Source organism: Inquilinus limosus MP06 (assembly GCF_000767795.1).
Classification (GTDB): domain Bacteria; phylum Pseudomonadota; class Alphaproteobacteria; order DSM-16000; family Inquilinaceae; genus Inquilinus; species Inquilinus limosus_E.
The window spans coordinates 1-23062 of the sequence record NZ_JANX01000027.1; the positions used below are offsets into that span (position 1 = coordinate 1).

The following is a 23062-nucleotide window of genomic DNA, read 5'->3' on the forward strand; positions in this document are numbered from 1 at the left end:
CATGCCGATGCCGATGCCGGCGGCGCCGCCGGGATTCTCGGCCGCGGCCTTGATCGCCTCGGCGGTCTGGTACTGGGTGTAGCGGCCGAGATCGCCGACCACGCCCATGCTGCTGCGCCGGTCGAGCGCCTTCTCGACCTCCTCGGGCAGCGAGACGTTCTCGACCAGGAGGGTCGCCACCTCCAGGCCATAGGCGTCGAACTCCGGCTGGATCGCGTCGCGGATCACCTGGCCGACCTTGTCGTAATTGGCCGAGAGGTCCAGCACGGGGATGTTCGCCTTGGCCACCGCTCCGGCGAAGCTGGTGACGATCAGGTTGCGCAGCTGGTCGGTGATCTCGTCGGTGGTGAAGCGGCCGTCGGTGCCGGCGATCTCGCGGATGAAGGCCGCCGGGTCCTTGACCCGGATGGCGTAGGTGCCGAAGGCGCGCAGCCGCACCGGCCCGAATTCCGGGTCACGCAGCATCACCGGGTTCATCGTGCCCCATTTCAGGTCGGTGAACCGCTTGGTGTTGAGGAAGTAGACCTCGGCCTTGAACGGGCTTGCGAAGCCGTATTTCCAGCCCTGCAGCGTCGACAGGATCGGCAGGTTCTTGGTCTCCAGCGTGTACATGCCGGGCTGGAAGACGTCGGCCACCTTGCCTTCGTTGACGAAGACGGCGACCTGGCTCTCGCGCACCGTCAGCTGCGCGTTGTACTTGATCTCGTTGTTGTGCCGCTCGAACCGGTAGACGATGGTGTCCTGCGTGTCATCGGTCCATTCGATGATGTCGATGAACTCGCCGCCGATCTTGCTCCACAGGGACATGGCCGCTCTCCGTCGCCGGCCCCCACGGGCCGGACTCGCGGCGACGATACTATCAGCTTGGGACCAAAAAGAGGCAGCGGGGGAAGAATGGCCGAGGTGACGGTGCGGCCGGCGGGGCCGGGCGATCGCACGGCGCTGCGGGCGGCGCTGGTCGACATGCAGGACTACGAGCGGGCGCTGCACGACACCCGCCTGCCGGGCCGGGAGACGGCCGGGCCGTACCTGGAGTGGCTCGAAGGCCACGCGCCGGCACGCGGCGGCGTGATCCTGGTGGCGGTGTCAGATACGGGCGATCTGGCCGGCTTCTCGGCCTGCTGGGTGCAGCAGGACGACCTGATCTCGGAGACCGCGGATTCGAACCGATTCGGCTATGTCTCGGATGTCTACACCGCGCCGGCCTGGCGCGGCCACGGCGTCGCCGGGCGGCTGCTGGCGGCGATCGAGGCGCATCTGCGCGGCACCGGCGTCACGCGCATGCGGATCGGCGTGCTCGCCGGCAACGACAGCGCCATCCGCGCCTATCGTAAGCACGGCTTCGAGCCATATGAGATGGTGCTGGAGAAGCGGCTGTAGGCGGGCCGGAGACGATGCCCTCGGCCCGCCGGATCGTCAGCTCCGCGTGTTGGGCTGCGAGGCCCGGGCCGCCGGCGGCGTCAGCTTCACGGTCGGCATGGTGCGGGGCAGGGCGTTCGCATCCAGCCGCAGGTCGTAGCGCTCGGCCAGGAGGGCGGTGCCCATGATCAGCAGCCCGGCGCCAGACACGACCAGGAACGGCAGGTACCAGGCCAGGTCGGTCAGCACCATGCCCAGCAGCACCACGCCGGCCGCCGTTTCCGGGATCCCGCTGCCGGCGCCGCTGCGGTAGCCGGAGCGACGCGAGCTGCCCTTCTTCGGCGTGCGCACGAAGCCGCTGCGCCGGCCAAGGAAGGCCTCGATCACGCCCCGCGAGTTCGAGATCGACAGGCCGGCGTTCAGCGCCATGGTGGCCAGCATGTCCATCACCGCCTGGCCCAGCCGCTCGCGCCGCACGGCACAGCGGCCGGAAACCAGGAACGCCGCGGTGCCGGCGATGCCGAGCACGGTCGAGACCACGCCGAGCGCGGTCAGCGCCACCGGCTGGTCGAAGCCGACGATGAGGAACATCAGCGTGTTCACCATCGCCAGCGCACCGAGCGGGTAGAACAGGCACTGCAGCAGCTGCAGGCTGACCGCGACCTTGGCCTTGCGGGGCAGTGTCGACCGCCAGATCGTCGGCAGCAGCTTGCAGGCGACCTGGGTGAAGCCCTTGGTCCAGCGGAACTGCTGCACCCGCCAGGCGGCGACGCTCGACGGCAGCTCGCCCGGCACGGTGATGTCGGATAGGTAGCGGGCGCGCCAGCCCTTGAGATGGGCGCGCAGGCTGAGGTCCAGATCCTCGGTCAGCGTGTCGGCCTTCCAGCCGCCGGCGTCGTCGATCGCGGCGCGGCGCCAGATGCCGCAGGTGCCGTTGAAGGGCAGGGGCAGCCCGGTCATGCTGCGGGCCGGCTGCTCGATGCCGAAATGCGCGTCCAGCATCAGCGTCTGGGCGCGGGTCAGGCGGTTCTCATCGCCGTTCAGATGCTCCCAGCGACCCTGCACGAAGGCCAGCTTCTTGTCGTTCTCCAGCACACCCACGGTGCGGCGCAGGAAGTCCGGCCGCGGGATGAAGTCGGCGTCGAAGATCGCGACATAGGGGTGGTCGGTGACGGCCAAGCCGGCATGCAGCGCCCCGGCCTTGAAGCCGGTGCGGTCGACCCGGTGCAGCCGGTGGGCGTCGACGCCGGCGGCGCGCAGCTCCTGCACCGCCGCCTCGGCGATTCCGCGGGTCTCGTCGATGCTGTCGTCCAGCAGCTGGATCGTCAGCTTGTGCTGCGGCCAGTCGAGGGCGGCGGCGGCGCCGAGGATGCGGCGCACCACATGCCGTTCGTTGAACACCGGGATCTGGATCAGCACCCTGGGCAGGGCGTCATCCGGAGTCGGGGCCGTCCGCTGAGTCGCCAGGCTCTGCCCCTGCGACTGATGCCGCCAGAAGGTGATCGCGAGCCAGAGGAGATTGCAGGACAGGAGGCATAATAGCGTCATCGCGATGGCCAGTAGACCGTAGACGCCGAATTCGACGATATCCAAGGGGGTCAAGATGGCCCGGCCTTTTCTTGCGTATATTCAGAACTCACAACAGCCGACTCATGTCGTTGTTCCGTCAGTGTACCGTATCGGCACCATGCTGACATCAAACGCAGCGGAACGTGGCGCCAGCATGGCAGGCTTCGGCCGGTCCCATGAACTTGGCAGCCGGAATGGCTTGAATCGTCGGACTTGTACGATAGGCTGGCCCGCGGCCCGCCGAACCGGGGCCATGGAGGAAGCCACCATGACCAAACCCGTCGTCCTCGCCTTGGCCGGCCTGATGCCCGGTCCCTTCGCCGAGCTGGAGGCGAATTGCACCGTGCACCGGCTGTGGGAGGCCGAGGATCGCGAGGCGCTGATCCAGCGCGTGGCGCCGGAGGTGCGCGGCATCGTCACCGGCCCGGGCGTCTCGGCGGAGTTCATGGACCGGTTCCCGGCCCTGGAGATCATCGGCAATTTCGGCGTCGGCTACGACAAGGTCGACACCGCCCATGCCAAGAGCCGCGGCGTCCGCGTCACCAACACCCCCGGCGTGCTCGACGACGAAGTGGCGGATCTCGGCCTCTTGCTGATGCTGGCGACGGCCCGCCGGCTCTGTGTCGGCGACCGCTTCGTCCGTGCCGGCAAATGGACCCAGGGTGGCCTGCCGCTGGCCCGCAGCCTACGCGGCAAGCGCCTCGGCGTGGTCGGCATGGGCCGGATCGGCCAGGCGGTGGCGGAGCGGGCGAAGGTCTTCGGCCTGTCGATCGCCTGGCACGGCCCGCGGGTGAAGCCGGAGATCGACCATCCCTACTATCCCGACCTGGTCGCGCTGGCGAAGGACAGCGACGTGCTGGTGCTGTGCTGCCCGGGCGGTGCCGCGACGCACCACATCGTCAACCGCGCGGTGATCGAGGCGCTGGGGCCCGAGGGCATCCTGGTCAACATCGCCCGCGGCACGGTGGTGGACGAGCCGGAGATGGTCTCGGCCCTAGTCGACGGTCGCCTCGGCGCCGCCGGGCTCGACGTGTTCGAGCACGAGCCGACGGTGCCGGAGGCGCTCTACAAGCTCGACAACGTGGTGCTGCAGCCGCATGTCGGCAGCGCCACGGTGGAGACCCGCAACGCCATGGCCGACCTCGTGGTCCGCAACCTGCTGGCCCATTTCGCCGGCCAGCCGCTGCTGACGCCGGTGGTGTGACCGGAGGCTGCAGCCACTCACTCGTCATTGCGAGCGCGGCGAAGCAATCCAGGGCCGTTTGGCGTGGCCCTGGATTGCTTCGTCGGCTTCGCCTCCTCGCAATGACGGCGAGGAACGGTATTCAGCGCCCGTTCGCCTTGCGCCAGGCGGCGAAGTCGGTCCTGGTCTGCTCCTCGGTCGCCGGGTAGAGGCCGAGGATCGAGCGGCCCTTCATCACCTCCTCGGTGACGAAATCCTCGAAGGCGGTCATCTCCACCGCCTCGTCGGCGATCTCGTCGGCGATGTTCGCCGGGATCACCACCACGCCCTCGCCGTCGCCGACCACGACGTCGCCCGGGAACACCGGCACGTCGCCGCAGCCGATCGGCACGTTGATGTCCAGCGCCTGGTGCCGGGTCAGGTTGGTCGGGGCCGCCGGGCGGTTGTGATAGGCGGGGATGCCGAGCTTCGCGATCTCCGGCGAATCGCGGAAGCCGCCATCGGTGACCACGCCGGCGACGCCGCGCTTCATCAGCCGTGCCACCAAGATCGACCCGGCCGAGGCCGCGCGCGCGTCCTTGCGGCTGTCGATGACGAAGACGGCGCCGGGCGGGCAGTCCTCGACCGCCTTGCGCTGCGGGTGGGCGCGGTCCTGGAACACGCTGATCGGGTTCAGGTCCTCACGTGCCGGGATGTAGCGCAGGGTGAAGGCCTCGCCGACCATCGGCGCGCCCGACGGGTTCAGCGGGTGCACGTCCTGGATGAACTGGTTGCGCAAGCCGCGCTTGAACAGCGCCGTGGTCAGGGTGGCGGTGCTGACGGTCTTCAGCTTGTCCCGGGTCTCGGGCTTCAATCCGGTCATTCCTTCGTCCTCATTCGAAAAGGTCAGCCGCCGACGGCGCCCTGGGTGCCGACATAGAGCGCATAGACGGACTGGCTGGCGGCCATGAACAGGCGGTTGCGCATCTCGCCGCCGAAGCACAGGTTGGCGCAGCGCTCGGGCAGGGCGATCCGGCCGATCGGTTTGCCGTCGGGGTTGAACACCATCACCCCGTCGAGCTCGTCGCTGCCCATGCCCCAGCCGCACCACAGGTTACCGTCGACATCGACGCGCATGCCGTCGGCCGTGCCCTTGCCGCAATCGACCGCGACGCGGCGGTTGGCGATGCCGCGGCCGCCATCGACCACGTCATAGGCGTGGATCAGGCGGTTCGGCGTCGCCCGCGATTCGATCACGTAGAGGATCTTCTCGTCCGGCGAGAAGGCCAGGCCGTTGGGCCCGTTGAGGTCGCCGGCGACCACGGTCAGCGTGCCGGTCTCCGGGTCCAGCCGGTACAGGTTGCTGGGCAGCTCCGGCTCCGCCTTGCGGCCCTCGTAGTTGCCGCCGATGCCGAAGGGCGGGTCGCTGAACCAGACTGAGCCGTCGGACTTGGCCACGATGTCGTTCGGCGAGTTCAGCCGCTTGCCCTCGAAGCTGTCGGCCAGGACCGTGATGGTGCCGTCATACTCGGTGCGGGTGACGCGGCGGCCGATGTTCTCGCAGGTCACCAGCCGGCCCTGGCGGTCGCGGGTGTTGCCGTTGGCGAAGCCGGAGGGCTTGCGGAAGGGGCTGACCGCCCCGGTCTCCTCGTCCCATTTCAGGATCCGGTTGTTCGGGATGTCGCTCCACAGGAGATAGCGGCCGTCGCCGAACCAGACCGGCCCCTCGCACCAGCGGCAGCCGGTGGCGATGCGCTCCACCGCTGCGTTGAACAGCCGGTAGGGCGCGAAGCTGGGATCCAGCACCTGCACCGCCGGGTCCGGGTAGCGCGTCGACGGCGCCCAGTCCGCCCAGGCCCCGGTCGTGACCGATGCGGCGGCGATGGTGGCTCCGGCCATGATCACCTCACGTCTGCTGCGGTTCATGCCTCAGGTCTCGCGGTGGTCAGAAGATGTCCGGCTCGGCCACCGGGGCGCCGAAGCCGGTCTCGAGGAAGTCGAAGTCGCAGCCCTCATGCGCCTGGCGGATGTGGCGGTTGAACATCCAGCCATAGCCGCGCTCGTAGCGGGGCGGCGGCGGCTGCAGCTCGGCCCGGCGGCGCGCCAGCTCCGCCTCCGGCACCTCCATGTCGAGGCGGCGGGCGGCGACGTCCAGGGTGACGATGTCGCCGGTGCGCAGCAGCGCCAGCGGGCCGCCGACATAGGATTCGGGCGAGACGTGAAGGATGCAGGCGCCGTAGCTGGTGCCGCTCATCCGCGCGTCGGAGATGCGGACCATGTCGCGCACCCCCTGCTTCACCAGCTTCTTCGGGATCGGCAGCATGCCCCATTCCGGCATGCCCGGGCCCCCCTGCGGCCCGGCGTTGCGCAGCACCAGCACATGGTCGGCGGTGACGTCCAGGTCGTCGCTGTCGATCGCCGCCTTCATCGACGGGTAGTCGTCGAACACCAGGGCCGGGCCGCTGTGCTTGAGGAAGCGCGGCTCGCAGGCGCTGGGCTTGATGACGCAGCCATCGGGCGACAGGTTGCCGCGCAGCACGGCCAGCGCGCCCTCGGCATAGAGCGGGTTGTCGATCGGCCGGATCACATCCTCGTTGTAGATCTCGGCGCCGGCGATGTTCTCGCCCACGGTGCGGCCGCTGACGGTCAGCGCGTCGAGCTTCAGATGGTCGCGCAGCCGCGTCATCAGCCCCGGCAGGCCTCCGGCGTAGAAGAAATCCTCCATCAGGTACCGGTCGCCGCTGGGGCGGACATTGGCGATCACCGGCACCACCCGGCTGGCGGCGTCGAAATCGTCCAGGCCGATGTCGTGACCGGCGCGGCGGGCCATGGCGACGAGATGGATGATGGCGTTGGTCGAGCAGCCCATCGCCATCGCCACCACGATCGCGTTCTCGAAGGCGGCGCGGGTCTGGATCTTCGCCGGGACCAGGTCCTCCCACACCATCTCGACGATGCGGCGGCCGCAGGTCGAGGCCATGCGGATATGGCCGGCATCCGCGGCCGGGATCGAGGAGGCGCCGGGCATGGTCAGGCCCAGCGCCTCGGTGATCGCGGTCATGGTGCTGGCCGTGCCCATGGTCATGCAGTGGCCGTAGCTGCGGGCGATGCCGCCCTCGATATCGACCCAGTCCTGGTCGCTGATGTTGCCGGCCCGGCGCTCGTCCCAGAACTTCCAGGCGTCGGAGCCGGAGCCGAGCACCTTGCCCTTCCAGTTGCCGCGCAGCATCGGGCCCGCCGGCATGAAGATCATCGGCAGGCCGGCATTGGTGGCGCCCATCAGCAGGCCGGGGGTGGTCTTGTCGCAGCCGCCCATCAGCACCGCGCCGTCGACGGGGTGGGAGCGCAGCAGCTCCTCCGCCTCCATCGCCAGCATGTTGCGGTACAGCATGGTGGTCGGCTTGACGAAGCTCTCCGACAGCGACAGCGCGGGCAGTTCCATCGGGAAGCCGCCGGCCTGCAGCACGCCGCGCTTCACATCCTCGACCCGGGTCTTGAAATGGGCGTGGCAGGGATTGGCGTCGGACCAGGTGTTGAGGATCGCGATCACCGGCATGCCGGCCCATTCCTCCGGCGCGAAGCCCATCTGCATGGCGCGGGATCGGTGGCCGAAGGAGCGCAGGTCGTCGGGCGCGAACCAGCGGGCGCTGCGGAGGGTGTCGGGGGTCTTGCGGCGATTGTCGGTCATGGCTCGCTGCCGTCGTCGGGAGAGGATCGGTGGCTGGGGAGGCAGGGACTCAATTCTGCAGCCCCCATCGTCGCACCGTCCGGCGTTCGATGGTCCGGAAAATCACGTTCTCGACCACCAGGCCGATGACGATGACGGTGAGCAGGCCGGCGAACACCGAGGGGATGTCGAGCAGGTTGCGGTTCTCGAAGATGAACCAGCCGAGGCCGCCCTGGCCGGAGGACACGCCGAACACCAGCTCGGCCGCGATCAGTGTGCGCCAGGCGAAGGCCCAGCCGATCTTGAGGCCGGTCAGGATCGAGGGGAAGGCGGCCGGCACCAGGATGCGGGCGACATAGCCGAAGCCCTTCAGCCCGTAGTTGCGGCCGACCATGCGCAGCGTGTTGGACACGGCCAGGAAGCCGGAATGGGTGTTCAGCGCCACCGCCCACAGCACCGAATGAATCAGCACGAAGACAAGGCTGCCGATACCGAGGCCGAACCAGATCAGCGCCAGCGGTAGCAGCGCGATCGCCGGCAGCGGGTTGAACATCGCTGTCATGGTTTCGAGGAAATCGGTGCCGACCCGGGTGTTGATCGCCAGCACGGTCAGGGTGGCGGCGAGCGCGATGCCGGCGGCATAGCCCATCAGCAGCACCTTGATCGAGGTCCAGGCCCGCAGCGCCAGCGGGCCGTGCAGGAAGCCGTCCACCATGGCCGACAGGGTATCGCTCAGCGTCGGGAACAAGAGCGGGTTGTCGAGGATCGAGGCATAGACCTGCCAGATCGCGGCCAGCACCAGGATCAGCAGGGTCTTGCGGATGAAGGCGCTGCCCCACAGCAGCTCGGCGATGCCGAGCTTCCGCTCCACGGCGCCGATCTGGGGGGCGGCGGCTTCGGCGTCCGCCATCAGGATGCGGGCCTGGCCCATCATGGTCACTCCCTGTGGCCCGGCCCGGCGAAGAGCAGGTCGTGGATCTGCTGCTCCAGCTGGCCGGCGCTGCCGTCCTCGGCCGAGACCTGGTCGACGTCGCGCACCTCGGCCTTGACCCGGCCGGGATGCGGCGACAGCAGCAGGATGCGGTTGCCGATGCGGATCGCCTCGGCAATGGAATGGGTGACGAACAGCACGGTGAAGCGGGTGTCCTGCCACAGCTGCAGCAGCTCGTCCTGCATCTGCCGGCGGGTCAGGGCATCGAGCGCGGCGAAGGGCTCGTCCATCAGCAGGATGTCCGGCTCCATCGCCATGCCGCGGGCGATGGCGACGCGCTGCTTCATGCCGCCCGACAAAGTGTGCGGATAGCTGTCGACCGCCCGGGTCAGATGGACCTTCTCGATATAGGCGCGGGCCCGCTCCTCCGCCTCCCGCCGCGGCAGCCTGCGCGCCGTGCGCAGCGGGAACATCACATTCTCCAGCACCGTCTTCCAGGGCAGCAGCTGGTCGAACTCCTGGAACACCATCATCCGGTCGGCGCCCGGCTCCGCCACCTCGCGGTCCTTAATCCGGATCGCGCCCTCGCTCGGCGTCATGTAGCCGCCGACCGCCTTCAAGAGGGTGGACTTGCCGCAGCCGGACGGGCCCAGCAGCACGAAGCGGTCCGACTGGTCGACCTGGAAGCTGACCCGCTCGGTCGCCGTGACCTGGACCGATGGCGTCTTGTAGCGCAGCGTGACGCTGCTGACCTCGAGCAGCGCCATCTCAGTTGCCGTTCAGATCGCTGGCGATCGGCAGATAGTAGTCGGTCCAGGCCTTCGGCTCGGTCTTCAGCGTGCCGATCTTGTACAGGTGCTGCGCGAACTTCATCGTGCCCTGCGGCGCGGCGATGAAGTCCATCATCCCCGGCTGCTTCAGCATCTCCATCAGGTCGTCGGTGCTGGTCTTGTCGCCGGTGACCTCGCGATAGATCTCGACCGCGGCGCGCGTGTCCTTGTGGATGAAATCGACGGCCTCCAGCGTCGCCGCCTTCACCGCCTCGACCAGCTTCGGGTTGGCGTCGGCGAAGCGGGTGGTGGTGAAGAACTGCGCCTGGGTCAGCGGCCCGCCGATGATGTCGGGCGATCGCAGCACGACGCGGGTGCCGGGGATGGTCTTCAGCTCGAAATAGTCGAAGGGCGGGGCCGAGAAGTGGCTGGTCACCTCATGCTGCGGGTTGGCCAGGGCCGCCGCCGCGTCCGGGTGACCCAGCTGCACCGTGTTGCCGTCCAGCTTGGCCCACTGGTCCGCGCCGAAGGCCTGGGCGGCCGCCATCTGCAGCAGGATCGCCTGGGTCGAGACGCGGACGGTCGGCACCGCGATCTTGTCGGCCGGCCCGAAATCCTGCAGCGACTTGATGCCCGGGTTGCGGGTGATGAGGTTCAGGGGCAGGGCCGAGGAGGCGACGATGCCCTTCACCCCGCCGCGGGTGCGGTCCCACAGCAGCAGCAGGTTGCCGACGCCGGTGTTGACGATGTCGACGCCGCCGGCCAGCAGCGCATCGGTCTGGGCGCCGCCGCCGGAGAAGGTGGTCCAGCTGACCTTCAGGTCAGGCACGCCCAGCGCGGCCGCGTGCTTCTCCACCAGCTTCTGCCGCTCCATGACATGGGCGGCCATGTACAGGATGCCAGGCTGGCGGGAGATGGTGATCTCGGCCTTGTCCTGGGCCATGCCCGGCGTCGCGGCGGCCAGGGTGCCGGCCAGCGCCAGCGCGGCCGCGCAGAGTCGCATCCACTTCATCCGTGTTTCCTCCACGATAGGGCGTCGGGCTCCGGCCGGTTCGATCCGGCTTCGGGCCGCTGGGGCACCTCGGTTGCGAGTCACTGAGACACTAATGCATTAGTGCATTTATGGCCAAGCGCGATTATCATCGCCATTGCGGGCGACGTCCCGTCCCGCTCAAATCGCGGGGACAGTGGGGACGAGGATTCCACCAGCATGACCGTCACGGCGATCCAGCTCGACCGCGCCCGGCAGGCGGCGCCGCAGGTCTATGAACGGATGCGCGAGCAGATCATCGCGCTGGCCCTGGCGCCGGGGACGGTGCTGGCGCGCAACGAGCTGATGGCGCAGTTCGGGGTCAGCCAGACGCCGATCCGAGACGCCCTGCTGCGGCTGGCGGAGGAGGGGCTGGTCGACATCTTCCCGCAGCACGCCACGGTGGTCAGCCCGATCGACCTGGCGGCGGCAAGGCAGGCGCATTTCCTGCGCCGGTCGGTGGAGCTGGAGGTGGTGCGGACCCTGGCCCGCCGCGAGGACCGGTCCTTCGTGCCGCGGCTGTACACGCTGATTGCCCGCCAACGTGCGCTGGTCGACGCGCAGGATTTCGAGGCCTTTGCCGAGACCGACCAGTCGCTGCACCGCCAGCTGTGCGAGGCGGCGGAGGTGTCCGGCCTGTGGGCGCTGATCCGCAGCCGCAGCGGCCATCTCGACCGGCTGCGCCGGCTGCATCTGCCGGTGCCGGGCAAGGCCCAGTCGATCCTGGACGACCATGCCCGCATCCTCGACGCCATCGCCGCGGGCGACGCCGACGCGGCGCAGGAGACGCTGCGCCGGCACCTGTCCGGCACGCTGGCGCAGGTCGACGAGATCCGCGCGAAGTTTCCGGACTACGTCAGGGGATGATCGGCCCCGGAGCGCGCTGCTCCCGCCACCAGACATAGGCGCCGGCGGCGACGATGACGGCGCAGCCCAGCAGCGGGCGGGCGCCGATCACGTCGCCGAACACCAGCCAGCCATAGACCAGGCCATAGAGCAGCTGGCTGTACTGGAACGGCGCCAGGGAGGAGGCCGGGGCCTGGCCGAAGGCCGCGATCAGCAGGGTGTGCGACAGCAGGCCCAAGAGCCCCATCGCCACCATCAGGCCCCAGCCGGCGGCGTCGGGCGGGGTCCAGACGAAGGGCTGAGCCAGGCTCAGCAGCACCGTGCCGACCAGGGCGGTGATGAACAGGGTGGTGCGGGGATCCTCGCCCTCCAGCCGCCTTGTGACGACTAGGCCGATCGCCCAGAACAGCGCCGCCCCGAAGGCGACCAGGCCGCCGACCACCCCGACGCCGTCGCCGCTGGGCCAGACGATGATTAGCATGCCGATGAACCCGGCCGCCACCGCCGCCCAGCGATGCGGGCCGACATGCTCGCCCAGGAACAGCACCGACAGCACGATCACCAGCAGCGGCGCGATGAAGTTGATCGCGAACAGGTCGGCCAGCGGCATCAGGCTGAAGCCAAGGATGGCGAGCACGGCGGAGGCCAGCAGCGCCAGGGCTCGCACCAGCTGCAGCCCCGGCCGGGCGGTCGCGGCCATCCGCCGGACGCAGGCCGGTCCCGCGATCAGCAGCATCGGCAGCGCGTGGAAGGTGTAGCGCGCCCAGGTCACCTGGACCGGGTCGTAGCGGCCGGTCAGCAGCTTCGACACCGTGTCCATGGTGGTGAAGCTGCCCATCGCCGCCAGCATGAGCAGCATGCCGGCGGCGGGGGCGGCCACGGTCCGCGGCAGGGCGGGCGGCATGGCCGGGTCAGATCCTCAGGGCGTCTGCACGCCGCGCGTGTTCAGGTAGACCGAGCGCAGCGAGGTGGTGGCGCAGATGAACAGGCGGTTCTTCTTCACGCCGCCGAAGCAGACATTGGCTACCACCTCCGGCACCTTGATCTTGCCGATCAGCGTGCCGTCGGGGCTGTAGCAATGCACGCCGTCGCCGGCGCTGGTCCAGATGTTGCCGTGATGGTCGACGCGGAAGCCGTCGAACAGGCCGAAGGTGCAGTCGGCGAAGACCTCGCCACCGGCCAGCGTGCCGTCGTCGCGCACCTGGAAGCGGCGGATGTGCTTCGGCCCATCCGGGGTATGGGTGGCGCCGGTGTCGGCGACGTAGAGGAGCTTCTCGTCCGGCGAGAAGGCGATGCCGTTCGGCTTGACGAAATCGGTCGCGATGGCCTTCAGCGCCCCCGATTTCGGGTCGAAGCGGTAGACGTGGCAGCCGTCTTGCTCGGGCTCCGACTGATGGCCTTCATACTCGGACAGGATGCCGTAGGACGGGTCGGTGAACCACACCGTGTCGTCCGACTTCACCACCACGTCGTTCGGCGAGTTCAGGCGCTTGCTGTTATAGCTGTCGGCCAGCACGGTGACGCGGCCGTCATATTCGGTGCGGCTGACCCGGCGGCCGCCATGCTCGCAGGACACGAGCCGGCCCTGGCGGTCGCGGGTGTGGCCGTTGGTGTAGTTCGACGGGTTGCGATAGACGCTGACGCTGCCGTCGGTCTCGTCCCAGCGCATGATCCGGTTGTTCGGGATATCGCTCCACAGCAGATAGCGGCCATCGCCGAACCAGACCGGCCCCTCCGACCAGCGCAGCCCGATATCGCTGGCCAGCACGTCGATATGGACATTGCCCATGACATAGCCGGCGAAGCGCTTGTCCAGCACCTCGAAACAAGGGTCGAGCATTCCCGGTTTCCTCCCTTGGCCCGGGGCCTGGCCCGGACGGTCCCTATTGATCGGACATAACTGGCCGGAGTGTTGCGCCCCCGCCGGAGAGCCGTCAACGATTCGGCGGATGAAAAATCGGTCAGAGCCTGGCCTGAAATTCGTTCCGGTGAGTCGGCTGGCGTGGTTTTCGAGAACCGGAGCGCAGCGCACATTTGGTGCGTGAGCACCGGAAGCGGAGAAAATCGCGTCAGACGGCCGCCGGGGCGAGTTTCGGGCCAGGCTCTCAGGCCGCCGACCGGCCGCCGCGTCCATACAGCAGCAGCATCAGGATGATCACCAGCCCGTAGATGATCTGCCGCCCGGCCTCCGGCATCTGCATCACCGACAGCACGCTCTGCAGCAGCACGATCAGGATGGTGCCGACCACGGTGCCGGCATAGCGGCCCTGACCGCCCAGGATGTTGGTGCCGCCGATCACCACCGCGGCGATGGCCGGCAGCAGGTAGGGGTCGCCCATCGCCTGGTAGGCCTTGCTGGAGTAGCCGGCGAGCAGGATGCCGGCCAGGGCCGAACACAGCCCGCACAGGGTGAAGGCGCCGAGGATCACCAGCCGGGTGTTGACGCCCGACAGATAGGCCGCGGCCTCCTTGTTGCCGATAGCATAGATGTAGCGGCCCATCGGCGTGCGGGTCAGCAGGAAGACGATGCCGAGCGACAGCAGGGCCCAGACGAACACCGCCATCGGGATGCCCAGCAGCTCGGTCTTGGCCAGGAACTGCATCGGCGGCGTGGCCATGCTGGTGGGGGAGAAGCCGCCGGTCAGCATCACCATCAGCCCGCGCAGCACGGTGTTGACGCCGAGGGTGAAGATCATCGACGGCACCCGCAGCACGGCGACGCCGAGGCCGTTGACCAGCCCGACCAAGGCGCCGACCGCGAGGCCGACCGGGATCGCCTCCGGCCCACCCGCCGCGGTGGCCAGCATGGCCGAGGCGGCGATGGTCCAGGGCACCGACAGGTCGATATGGCCCATCAAGATCACCAGCATCATCCCGGCGGCGACGACGCCGAGGAAGGCGGCGACCTTGAGCTGCTGCAGCAGGTAGACCGGCGACAGGAAGGTGGCCGTGCCCTGGGTGATGGCGGTGTAGGCCGTGCCCGCCGCCAGGATCAGGATGACGAAGCCGCAGGCCACCAGGATCGGCCGGTCGATGGAGCGGAGATAGGCTTGCATCGGTTCCCCGCTATCCGAACAGCTGCAGGCGGTTCTTGACCGTGAACACCCGGGCGGCGCCCAGCGAGACCGCGCCCAGCAGGATCACGCCCTCGAACAGCGGCTGCAGCAGCGGATTGGCCAGGAAGCCCAGCACGCTGTCCTCCGGCACCACGCGGAAGCAGAAGGAGATCGCGCGCAGCACCATGACGCCGACGATCGACGCCACCGCGCCGCCGGAGCCGCCGAACAGCGAGGTGCCGCCGATCACCACCGCGGCGATCGAGTTCAGGGTGTAGGCGCCGGCCATCGGCGTGTCGGCGTTGCCGCTGCCGGTCTGCAGCGCCAGATAAAGTCCGGCGACCGCGGCGAAGAAGCCGGCCAGGGTGAAGGCCGCCAGCTTCGACCGGTCGATGGCGACGCCGGACATGAAGGCCGCCTGCTCGGAGGAGCCGATGGCGTAGCAGCCGCGGCCGGTGACCGAGTTCTTGAACGGCAGCCAGACCAGCAGCACCACCAGCGCGATCAGGATCGCCGGCACCGGGATGGACTGGATCGCCTGGAACCAGCCCGGCAGGTCGCCGCCCCACCAGCCATAGGTGTCGGCGAGGTCGAACAGCGTGTTGGTGGCGGCCCAGGACAGGTCGCTGTCAACCGCGCCGCCGGGCGTCGGCCGCAGGAACAGGGCGATGCCGATCAGCACCGCGCCGGTCGCCAAGGTGGCGATGATCGGCTGGATCCGGCCATACACGACCAGGGCCCCGTTGATGAAGCCCGCCAGCAGCCCGGCGCAGAGGCACAGGACGATGCCGAGCGCCAGGTCCCAGCCGCTGCCGGTCAGCAGATGCGACGCCAGGCAGTTCACCATCGTCATCAGCGGCCCGACCGAGAGGTCGAGCCCGCCCAGCAGCACCGGCACGGTCTGCGCCATCGCCACCAGCGCCAGCGTGAAGGTCTCGTTGGCGTTCTGGACGATCAGGTCGGCGCTGCCGCCGCGCGGATGCTGGTACGAGTAGAGGCCGTAGAACAGCACGAACAGGCCGATGGCCAGCAGCAGCCCGCCCTGGCGCGACAGGCGGTGGAGCAGGGCGCTCATGCCGGCACCGCCTCGGCCGCCCGGCCGTTGGTCTCCAGGTTCAGGGCGCTGGCGACGATGTTGGTCTCGGTGATCGCGTCGCCCTCCAGCGTCCGGATCACGCGGCCGCCATAGAGGATCAGCACCCGGTCGCAGCAGCCGATCAGCTCGTCATAGTCGGTCGAGTAGAACAGGATCGAGGTGCCGGCGGCTGCCAGATCGTGCAGCAGCTGGTAGATCTCCTGCTTGGTGCCGACATCGATGCCCCGCGTCGGGTCGTTCAGCAGGATGATGCGGGCGTCGGTCAGCAGCCATTTGGCGATCGCCACCTTCTGCTGGTTGCCGCCGGACAGGGTGCCCACGGCGGCGTCGGCCGATCCGATCTTGATCCGCAGCGCCTCGACCATGCGGGCGATGCTGTCGCTCTCGCGCTTGCGGTCGATCACGCCGCCCTTGGCCATGCCGCCCAGCGCCGCCAGGGTGATGTTCTCGCCGACCGACATCGGCAGCAGCAGCCCCTCGGTCTTGCGATCCTCCGGGATCAGCGCCATGCGGATGCCGGCGCGCTTGGCCCGGGACGGGCTGCCGACCCGCACCGGCCGGCCGTCGACCAGCACGCTGCCCTCGACCCCGCGCAGCACGCCGAACAAGGCCAGCAGCAGCTCGCGCTGGCCCTGGCCGTCCAGCCCTCCCAGGCCGACGATCTCGCCGCGGCCGACGGTCAGCGACACGTCGGCCAGGCGCTGGCCCCATCGCAGGCCCCGCGTCTCCAGCACCGGCGCCGGCGCCTCGGTGCGGACCGGCTTGGGCGGGTAGGCGTTGTGGATCTCGCGGCCGATCAGCATCCGCACCACCTCGTCGTCGCCGCGGTCGCCGGCCGGAAAGGTGTCGATGTGCCGGCCGTTGCGGAACACCGAGCAGGTGTCGCACAGCGCCTTGATCTCCGGCATGCGGTGGGAGATGTAGAGCACGCCCATCCCCTCGCGGCGCAGCTGGTGCAGCAGGGCATAGACCTTCTCCACATCCGCGGCGGTGAGGGCTGAGGTCGCCTCGTCCAGGATCAGGAGGCGCGGGTCGCGCCCCAGCGCCTTGGCGATCTCGACCATCTGCCGGCGCGACAGCGGCAGGGACCGGACCGGCAGCCGCGGGTCGATGTCGGCACAGCCGATCCGAGCCAGCAACTCCTCCGCCCGCCGCCGCTGGGCCTTGCGGTCGATCAGCCCGAAGCGCCGCGGCGGCCGGGTGATGCAGATGTTGTCGGCGACCGACAGGTCCGGCATCAGCGACAGCTCCTGGAACACGCAGACGACGCCGGCCGCGTTCGCCGCCTGGGGCGAGGCGAAGCTGGCCGGCCGCCCGTCGATCGCCAGCTCGCCGGCGCTGGGCTGCACCACCCCGGCGATGATCTTGATCAGCGTGCTCTTGCCGGCCCCGTTCTCGCCGAGGACGCCGTGGATCGAGCCCGCATGGGCCGCGAAATCCACCTCGCGCAGCGCGTGCACGCCGCCGTAAGGCTTGCTGACCCCGGTCAGCCGCACCAGCGGCGGCGTGTTCGCGGCTGCCGTCATGCCCGACGACGCCACCGCGCTTACTTGTTCTCGGCGTTCTGGGCCATGATCTGCGGCGCGGTGAAGGTGATGCCGCAGGGCTCGAAGGCATTCGGCGCGAAGAAGTCGACCGTCAGGTTCGACCAGTAGTTCTCGCCGTCCTTCAGGGTCTTGTAGTCGGCGACCGGGATCGGGATCGACACCATCTGCGGCATCGTCTCGCCCTTTAGCGCGGCGATCGCGGCCTTCATGGCGATGGCGACCAGGGCCGGGGACTGGCCGTAGGAATAGCCCTTCAGCCCCTGGTCCTTGTACTGGGCGATCTGCTGGCGGAACAGGTTCTCGCCCTCGCCGGCCATCGGCACCAGCGGCTGCTTGGCGTCGAGCAGCGCCTGCACCGTGCCGTTCGACCCGCCCTGGGTGAAGATGCCGTCGAAATGCCCGTGCACGGCCAGCGCGTCGGCGGTGGCCTTCTGCGAGTCGCCCGGCGCCCAGTTGCCCACCACCTCGACGATGTCATAGGGCTTGCCGGAGTCCTTCATCGTCTTCTGGAAGCCCTCATGCCGGTCGCGGTCGACCGAGTTGCCGGGCAGGCCGCGCACCTCGAGGATCTTGCCGCCGTTCGGCACGTTCTCGATCAGGAACTTGGCCGAGTTGACGCCCATCGCGGTCTGGTCCTCGTTGACCTGCATCACCTCGGTGGTGTCGAGGACGTTGTCGAAGGGCACCAGCACGACGTTCTTGCGGTTGGCCAGCTTGATCACCCGGTCGAAGCCGGTGGGGCTGACCGCGTTGACGACGATGGCGTCGAAGCCCTGGTTGATGAAATCCTCGATCGCGCCCAGCTGCGCCGCGGCGTCGGTGCCGGTCGAGATGACCTTGAACTCCTTGATGTCCTTGGCGACGTCCGGCAGCGCGGCGAAGGCCTTGGCGGTCTGGATCATCTGGATGCGCCAGATGTTGCCGACGAAGCCGTTGACCAGGGCGATGCGGAACGGCCCCTGATGGCCCTCCCATTTGTAGAATTTGGTGTCCTGGTTCCACGGCGCGAAGCACTGGGGCAGATAGCCGGGGCCGGCGACGGTCTTGGGAGCGGCGGAGGCGGTGGCGGTGAGGGCGGTGGACAGAAGGGCCGCCGCGGCGACCGCGGCAAGACGGCGAAGCAGCATTCGGGTTCCTCCCAGAGAAGCCTGTCTGGCGCGAACGATTCAAACTCGTCCGACATAATTGGCGTGGGAAATGTTGCGCTTATCCGTTGCGGCCGTCAATTCATCAGACAGAATGCCACGAGCTTCGGGACGGTCGCTTCTGGAGGATGGCGCCGACCAAAAGTCCGACGTAAAGTGACCGCCGCCCGAGATCCGCCAGGCAAGCCCAAGAACGCGTGCAAAACCGATGCCCAGCCCCAGCCTCTTCATCCGCCTGAACCGCGACGACAACGTCGTCCTCGCCCGCGCCGACATCACGCCGGGCACGCCGATCCCGGAGGAGGGGGTGACCACCGCCGGGCACATCCCGGCTGGCCACAAGATGGCGACCCGCCCGATCGCGCAGGGCGAGCCGATCCGCCGCTACAACCAGATCATCGGCTTCGCCACCGAGGCGATCGGCACCGGCGAGCACGTCCATGTCCAGAACTGCGCCATGGGCGATTTCGAGCGCGACTACGCCTTCTGCGCCGACGCCAAGCCGACCGACTATCTGCCGGAGGCCGAGCGCGCGACCTTCCAGGGCTACCGCCGGGCCAATGGCCGGGTCGGCACCCGCAACTACATCGGCATCCTGTCCTCGGTGAACTGCTCGGCCACCACCAGCCGGATGATCGCTGCGCATTTCGAGCGCTCGGGCGTGCTCGACCAGTTCCCGAATGTCGACGGCGTGGTCGCGATCACCCATTCCACCGGCTGCGGCATGGCGGATTCGGGCGAAGGCTATGACAACCTGCAGCGCACGCTGTGGGGCTATGCCCGCAACCCGAACTTCGCCGGCGTGCTGATGATCGGGCTGGGCTGCGAGGTCAACCAGATCGATTTCCTGCTCGACGCCTACCAGATCGAACGCGGGCCGCTGTTCCAGACCATGAACATCCAGAATCTCGGCGGCACCCGGAAGACGGTCGACCACTGCATCGCCAGGGTGATGGAGATGCTGCCCGAGGCCGACAGGGCGCGGCGCGAGACCGTGCCGGCCAGCGAGCTGATGGTGGCGCTGCAATGCGGCGGTTCCGACGGCTATTCCGGCATCTCGGCCAACCCGGCGCTGGGCGCCGCGGTCGACCTGCTGGTCCGCCACGGCGGCAGCGCCGTGCTCTCGGAGACGCCGGAGATCTACGGCGCCGAGCACCTGCTGACCCGGCGCGCGGTCACCCGCCAGGTCGGCGAGAAGCTGATCGCCCGGATCAAGTGGTGGGAGGGCTACACCGCCCGCAACGGCGGCGAGATGAACAACAACCCGTCGCCCGGCAACAAGCGCGGCGGCCTGACCACGATCCTGGAGAAGTCGCTGGGCGCTGCGGCCAAGGGCGGCACCACTAACCTGGTCGAGGTCTACAAATACGCCGAGCAGATGACGGCCAAGGGTTTCGTCTTCATGGACACGCCCGGCTACGACCCGGCCTCGGCCACCGGCCAGGTGGCGGGCGGGGCGCAGATCGTCTGCTTCACCACCGGCCGCGGCTCGGTCTCCGGCTTCAAGCCGGCGCCCTGCATCAAGGTCGCCACCAACTCCACCATGTACCGGCACATGGAGGAGGACATGGACATCAATTGCGGCACCATCATCGACGGCGACGAGTCGATCGAGCAGGCCGGCCGCCGCATCTTCGAGATGTTCCTGGCCGTGGCCTCGGGCGCACAGACCAAGAGCGAGGCCCAGGGCTTCGGCGACAACGAGTTCGTGCCCTGGCAGATCGGCGCGGTGATGTGAACGGCGCAGGGCCGGAGACGGCTTTCCCTTTATTGTCATGCCCGGGCTGGACCCGGGCATCCAGGGGACGCCGGAGCGGTCTTCGAGAGACTCTGGATCACCGGGTCAAGCCCGGTGATGACAATGGTGTGAGCGGGAAGGGACACCCATGAAGGACTACATCTCGGTCGCGGCCTGCCTGCCGGCGGATGCCGATCGCGCCACCCTGGTCGGCCGGGTCTGGCTGCCGCAGGTCGAGGGGCCGGCGGTGGTGGCGCTGCGCGGCGGCCAAGTGATCGACATCACCCGAGCCGCGCCGACCGTCTCCGACCTGATCTCGGCGGCCGACCCGGCCGCGCTGGCCAAGGCGGACGGACCGGTGATCGGCAGCATCGCCGACCTGCTGGCCAATGCCGACGAGACCACGCGTGATGCGTCCAAGCCCTGGCCGCTGGCGCCGATCGACCTGCAGGCAGTGAAGGCGGCGGGCGTCACTTTCGTCGCCTCGATGCTGGAGCGGGTGATCGAGGAGCAGGCGCGCGGCGACGCCACCAAGGCCGATGCCATCCGCCAGCGCATCGTCTCGATCATCGGCGACGACCTCGCGGCCATCCGCCCCGGCTCGGCCGAGGCCCAGCGGATCAAGGAGGTGCTGCTGGCCCAGGGCGCCTGGTCGCAGTATCTCGAGGTCGGCATCGGCCCGGATGCCGAGATCTTCACCAAGAGCCAGCCGATGTCGTCGGTCGGCCTCGGAGCGGAGATCGGCATCCTGCCGATCTCGACCTGGAACAACCCCGAGCCCGAGATCGTGCTGGTGGTGGCGCCCAGCGGCAAGGTCGTCGGCGCCACGCTGGGCAACGACGTCAATCTCCGCGACCTCGAGGGCCGCAGCGCGCTGCTGCTCGGCAAGGCCAAGGACAACAACGCCTCCAGCGCCATCGGCCCCTTCATCCGGCTGTTCGACGGCGGCTTCGGCATCGACGACATCCGCAAGGCCGACCTGTCGATGGCGGTGCACGGGCCGGAGGGCTACACCCTCAAGGGCCACAGCTCGATCTCGAAGATCAGCCGCGACCCGCTCGACCTCGCCGGCCAGATGCTGGGCCCGAACCACCAGTATCCGGACGGGGCGGTGCTGTTCCTCGGCACCATGTTCGCCCCGACCGACGACCGCGACGCGCCGGGCATGGGCTTCACCCACAAGATCGGCGACATCGTCACCATCTCGACCCCGAGCCTGGGAATGCTGGTGAACCGGGTGAACCACACCGACAAGATCGCGCCCTGGACCTTCGGGGCCAGGGCGCTGATGGCCAGCCTGGCGAAGCGCGGGCTGCTGTAGCCGCGAGAAGGGCGGGTTCGCGCCGCGAACCCGCCCCTTTCAGATACTCGGCATGACAGCGTCAATACCGGCTGTCGGCGGTGCATCCCACGACGTCGATCGACTTGATATTGTCCTTCATGTCGGTGAAGGCCTGGATGTTGCACAGGTAGTCGACATTGTCGGCGAGGACCATCCGGTTCTCGCCGACCGGTGTCTCGACATCCTGGGTGATCAGCATCGGCGCGATGCCGTTGCCGCCCTGCGTCTGGCCGACGATGCGCTGCTCGGTGGTCGTGCCGGTCTGCACCCACTGGCTCTGCCACTGCTTCGAGATCCGGGTGTTGTCCCAGGCGTAGGTGCCGCCATCGGTGCAGTAGGAGCAGGGTGGCAGGTTGAGCGTCGGCGGGCCGAAGGCCTTGATCGCCACGGCGACCGGCTTGCCGACCATGCTGTTGGCCATCTGCTGCACCGGGCTGGGCTTGGACGCGATGCAGCCGGACAGGACCAATGCCACGGCTGCGGCCGCGATGCCATGCTTCAGGACAGGTGAACGCATTTCGACCGACTCCCCCTTCTTGTCGAGCAGGACAGCCGAAACGATGCTTCGCCAATGTGGCCGGGAAACGTCTGAAAGAACCGAAAGTTGTCACAGTTGAAGGATTTATTGCGGCGCCGGCTCACTCGAACCGGCTGAAATCCGGCTTGCGCTTCTCGAGGAAGGCGGTGAAGGCCTCCTTGGCCTCGGCGGATTTCAGCTGCGCGGCGAAGGCCTGGACCTCGCGGGTCATGGCGTCGCGCACCGCCGCCTCCTGCGGCGCCCGCAGCAGCGCCTTGGTCTGGCGGACCGCCGCCGGCGGCAGGGCGGCCAGGCGCGAAGCCGCGGCGTCGATCTCGGCATCCAGCGTGGCCTCGGCGACCAGCCGGGTGATCAGGCCGGAGTCGCGGGCGGCCTCGGCATCGAAGCCCTCGCCGGTCAGCAGCCACCAGGAGGCCTTCAGCCGGCCGGCCACGGCGGGGAGGAGGAGGGAGGACGCCGCTTCCGGCACCAGGCCGAGCTGGACGAAGGGCAGGGCGAAGCGCGCCGAGGCCGTGGCCAGCACCACGTCGCAATGCAGCAGCAGGGTCGTGCCGATGCCGATGGCGGCGCCGCGCACCCCGGCGATCACCGGCTTCGGGAAGGTGGACAGGGCGTCGAGGAAATCGAGGATCGGCTTCAGCCCGGCATCGCCGCCGGCCGCCAGGAAATCGGCGATGTCGTTGCCGGCCGAGAAATCGTCGCCGCCGCGGATCACCGCCACGCGCACGGCCGGATCCTCGGCCGCCGCCTTCAGCGCGGCGGTCATCGCCTGGTACATGGCGAGGCTGATGGCGTTCCTCTTCTCCGGCCGGTTCAGCCGGATCGTCGCGACCGGCCCCTCGGTCTCGGTCAGGACGGGATCGGTCATGGCGGTCTCTCCCTGGATCTCCGGGACGCCACGGTAGAGAGGTGGCCGCAGCCCTGTCGAGTGCTCAAAGACCGCCCAGCACCCCCCGGGCGACGGCGCTTCCGGTGGCGAAGCAGCCCTGCAGCAGGTAGCCCCCGGTCGGCGCCTCCCAGTCCAGCATCTCGCCGCAGGCGAAGACGCCCGGCAGCGCTTTCAACTCGAGCGCCGGGGTCAGGGCGGCGAGGCGGATGCCGCCGGCGGTGGAGATGGCGCGGTCGAGCGGCCGCAGCCCGGTCGGGCGCAGCGGGATCGCCTTGATCGCGGCCGCCAGCGCCTCCGGCGTCGCCAGCGCTTCGGCGGCGAAGCCCTCGCGCAGCAGCGACCAGGCCGGCCCGGTCAGGGACAGGGCGCGGCGGAGC

Annotated in this window: 22 protein-coding genes; 5 read left to right on the plus strand and 17 right to left on the minus strand. The window is 69.0% G+C overall.

The features are described 5' to 3' along the window. Positions 1–807, minus strand: an 807-nt coding sequence (locus P409_RS04340; RefSeq protein ID WP_034832198.1) for an SPFH domain-containing protein, incomplete at its 3' end; no start/stop codon positions are given. Between the two features lie 87 nt (positions 808–894). Between P409_RS04340 and P409_RS04345 the strand changes: the two genes are divergently transcribed. After that, positions 895–1380 (plus strand): GNAT family N-acetyltransferase, encoded by a 486-nt coding sequence (locus P409_RS04345; RefSeq protein ID WP_034832200.1) that lies wholly within the window; start codon positions 895–897, stop codon positions 1378–1380. 36 nt (positions 1381–1416) lie between these two features. Here P409_RS04345 and P409_RS04350 read toward each other — a convergent pair whose 3' ends face one another. After that, a complete protein-coding gene (locus tag P409_RS04350) occupies positions 1417–2961 on the minus strand; it encodes a glycosyltransferase (protein WP_202964552.1) in 1545 nt (514 codons plus the stop codon). A 235-nt stretch (positions 2962–3196) separates the two neighbouring features. Between P409_RS04350 and P409_RS04355 the strand changes: the two genes are divergently transcribed. Beyond that, entirely contained in the window at positions 3197–4132 is a 936-nt protein-coding gene (locus P409_RS04355) for a 2-hydroxyacid dehydrogenase (protein ID WP_034832238.1), read from the plus strand. Positions 4133–4253: 121 nt separating this feature from the next. On the opposite strand, the gene P409_RS04360 is transcribed toward P409_RS04355, so the two are convergent. The 6 genes from P409_RS04360 to P409_RS04385 are packed head-to-tail and all read right to left on the minus strand — an operon-like array spanning position 4254 to position 10470. Then, positions 4254–4973, minus strand: coding sequence for a ribonuclease activity regulator RraA (locus P409_RS04360; RefSeq protein ID WP_034832202.1), 720 nt, complete (start codon positions 4971–4973; stop codon positions 4254–4256). 23 nt (positions 4974–4996) lie between these two features. Next, positions 4997–6016, minus strand: a complete 1020-nt coding sequence (locus tag P409_RS04365; RefSeq protein ID WP_081991248.1) for an SMP-30/gluconolactonase/LRE family protein — start codon at positions 6014–6016, stop codon at positions 4997–4999. Positions 6017–6035: 19 nt separating this feature from the next. After that, positions 6036–7778 (minus strand): L-arabinonate dehydratase, encoded by a 1743-nt coding sequence (gene araD, locus P409_RS04370; RefSeq protein WP_034832204.1) that lies wholly within the window; start codon positions 7776–7778, stop codon positions 6036–6038. A gap of 49 nt (positions 7779–7827) precedes the next feature. Then, positions 7828–8691, minus strand: coding sequence for an ABC transporter permease (locus P409_RS04375; protein ID WP_202964553.1), 864 nt, complete (start codon positions 8689–8691; stop codon positions 7828–7830). A 2-nt stretch (positions 8692–8693) separates the two neighbouring features. Beyond that, positions 8694–9455, minus strand: a complete 762-nt coding sequence (locus P409_RS04380) for an ABC transporter ATP-binding protein (RefSeq protein ID WP_034832206.1) — start codon at positions 9453–9455, stop codon at positions 8694–8696. Between the two features lies 1 nt (position 9456). Beyond that, positions 9457–10470 carry an ABC transporter substrate-binding protein gene (locus P409_RS04385; protein ID WP_034832207.1) on the minus strand — a complete coding sequence of 338 codons (1014 nt, stop codon included), beginning with the start codon at positions 10468–10470 and terminating at the stop codon, positions 9457–9459. Between the two features lie 198 nt (positions 10471–10668). Between P409_RS04385 and P409_RS04390 the strand changes: the two genes are divergently transcribed. Next, positions 10669–11355 (plus strand): GntR family transcriptional regulator, encoded by a 687-nt coding sequence (locus P409_RS04390; RefSeq protein WP_034832210.1) that lies wholly within the window; start codon positions 10669–10671, stop codon positions 11353–11355. Here P409_RS04390 and P409_RS04395 read toward each other — a convergent pair. The 6 genes from P409_RS04395 to P409_RS04420 all read right to left on the minus strand — a co-directional run bounded on the left by P409_RS04395 (position 11345) and on the right by P409_RS04420 (position 18160). Further along, positions 11345–12238: a DMT family transporter gene (locus P409_RS04395; RefSeq protein ID WP_052120018.1), complete on the minus strand. Its 894-nt coding sequence runs from the start codon at positions 12236–12238 to the stop codon at positions 11345–11347. The two genes, P409_RS04390 and P409_RS04395, sit on opposite strands and share 11 nt — an antisense overlap. Before the next feature lie 15 nt (positions 12239–12253). Then, positions 12254–13174 carry an SMP-30/gluconolactonase/LRE family protein gene (locus tag P409_RS04400; RefSeq protein ID WP_034832212.1) on the minus strand — a complete coding sequence of 307 codons (921 nt, stop codon included), beginning with the start codon at positions 13172–13174 and terminating at the stop codon, positions 12254–12256. 265 nt (positions 13175–13439) lie between these two features. Next, on the minus strand, positions 13440–14390 hold the full coding sequence (locus P409_RS04405; protein ID WP_034832217.1) for an ABC transporter permease: 951 nt from the start codon (positions 14388–14390) through the stop codon (positions 13440–13442). 10 nt (positions 14391–14400) lie between these two features. Next, positions 14401–15465: an ABC transporter permease gene (locus P409_RS04410; protein WP_034832219.1), complete on the minus strand. Its 1065-nt coding sequence runs from the start codon at positions 15463–15465 to the stop codon at positions 14401–14403. After that, positions 15462–17012 carry a sugar ABC transporter ATP-binding protein gene (locus P409_RS04415; RefSeq protein ID WP_034832221.1) on the minus strand — a complete coding sequence of 517 codons (1551 nt, stop codon included), beginning with the start codon at positions 17010–17012 and terminating at the stop codon, positions 15462–15464. The genes P409_RS04410 and P409_RS04415 overlap by 4 nt, the downstream gene beginning before the upstream one ends. 20 nt (positions 17013–17032) lie before the next feature. Beyond that, positions 17033–18160, minus strand: a complete 1128-nt coding sequence (locus tag P409_RS04420; protein WP_034832223.1) for a sugar ABC transporter substrate-binding protein — start codon at positions 18158–18160, stop codon at positions 17033–17035. A gap of 226 nt (positions 18161–18386) precedes the next feature. Here P409_RS04420 and P409_RS04425 point away from each other — a divergent pair, with 226 nt between their 5' ends. Together P409_RS04425 and P409_RS04430 are read left to right on the plus strand one after the other, a co-directional pair. After that, positions 18387–19916 (plus strand): UxaA family hydrolase, encoded by a 1530-nt coding sequence (locus P409_RS04425; protein WP_034832224.1) that lies wholly within the window; start codon positions 18387–18389, stop codon positions 19914–19916. A 148-nt stretch (positions 19917–20064) separates the two neighbouring features. After that, the gene (locus tag P409_RS04430) at positions 20065–21237 is read left to right on the plus strand and encodes a fumarylacetoacetate hydrolase family protein (protein WP_034832226.1); all 1173 of its coding nucleotides are present in this window, start codon (positions 20065–20067) and stop codon (positions 21235–21237) included. Positions 21238–21298: 61 nt separating this feature from the next. On the opposite strand, the gene P409_RS04435 is transcribed toward P409_RS04430, so the two are convergent. From P409_RS04435 to P409_RS04445, 3 genes are all read right to left on the minus strand, one after another. Continuing rightward, the gene (locus P409_RS04435) at positions 21299–21775 is read right to left on the minus strand and encodes a hypothetical protein (RefSeq protein ID WP_152613233.1); all 477 of its coding nucleotides are present in this window, start codon (positions 21773–21775) and stop codon (positions 21299–21301) included. A gap of 121 nt (positions 21776–21896) precedes the next feature. Then, positions 21897–22664, minus strand: a complete 768-nt coding sequence (locus P409_RS04440) for an enoyl-CoA hydratase (RefSeq protein ID WP_052120020.1) — start codon at positions 22662–22664, stop codon at positions 21897–21899. A gap of 64 nt (positions 22665–22728) precedes the next feature. After that, positions 22729–23062: NAD(P)/FAD-dependent oxidoreductase (locus P409_RS04445; protein ID WP_034832232.1), on the minus strand; the 334-nt coding region annotated here is incomplete at its 5' end.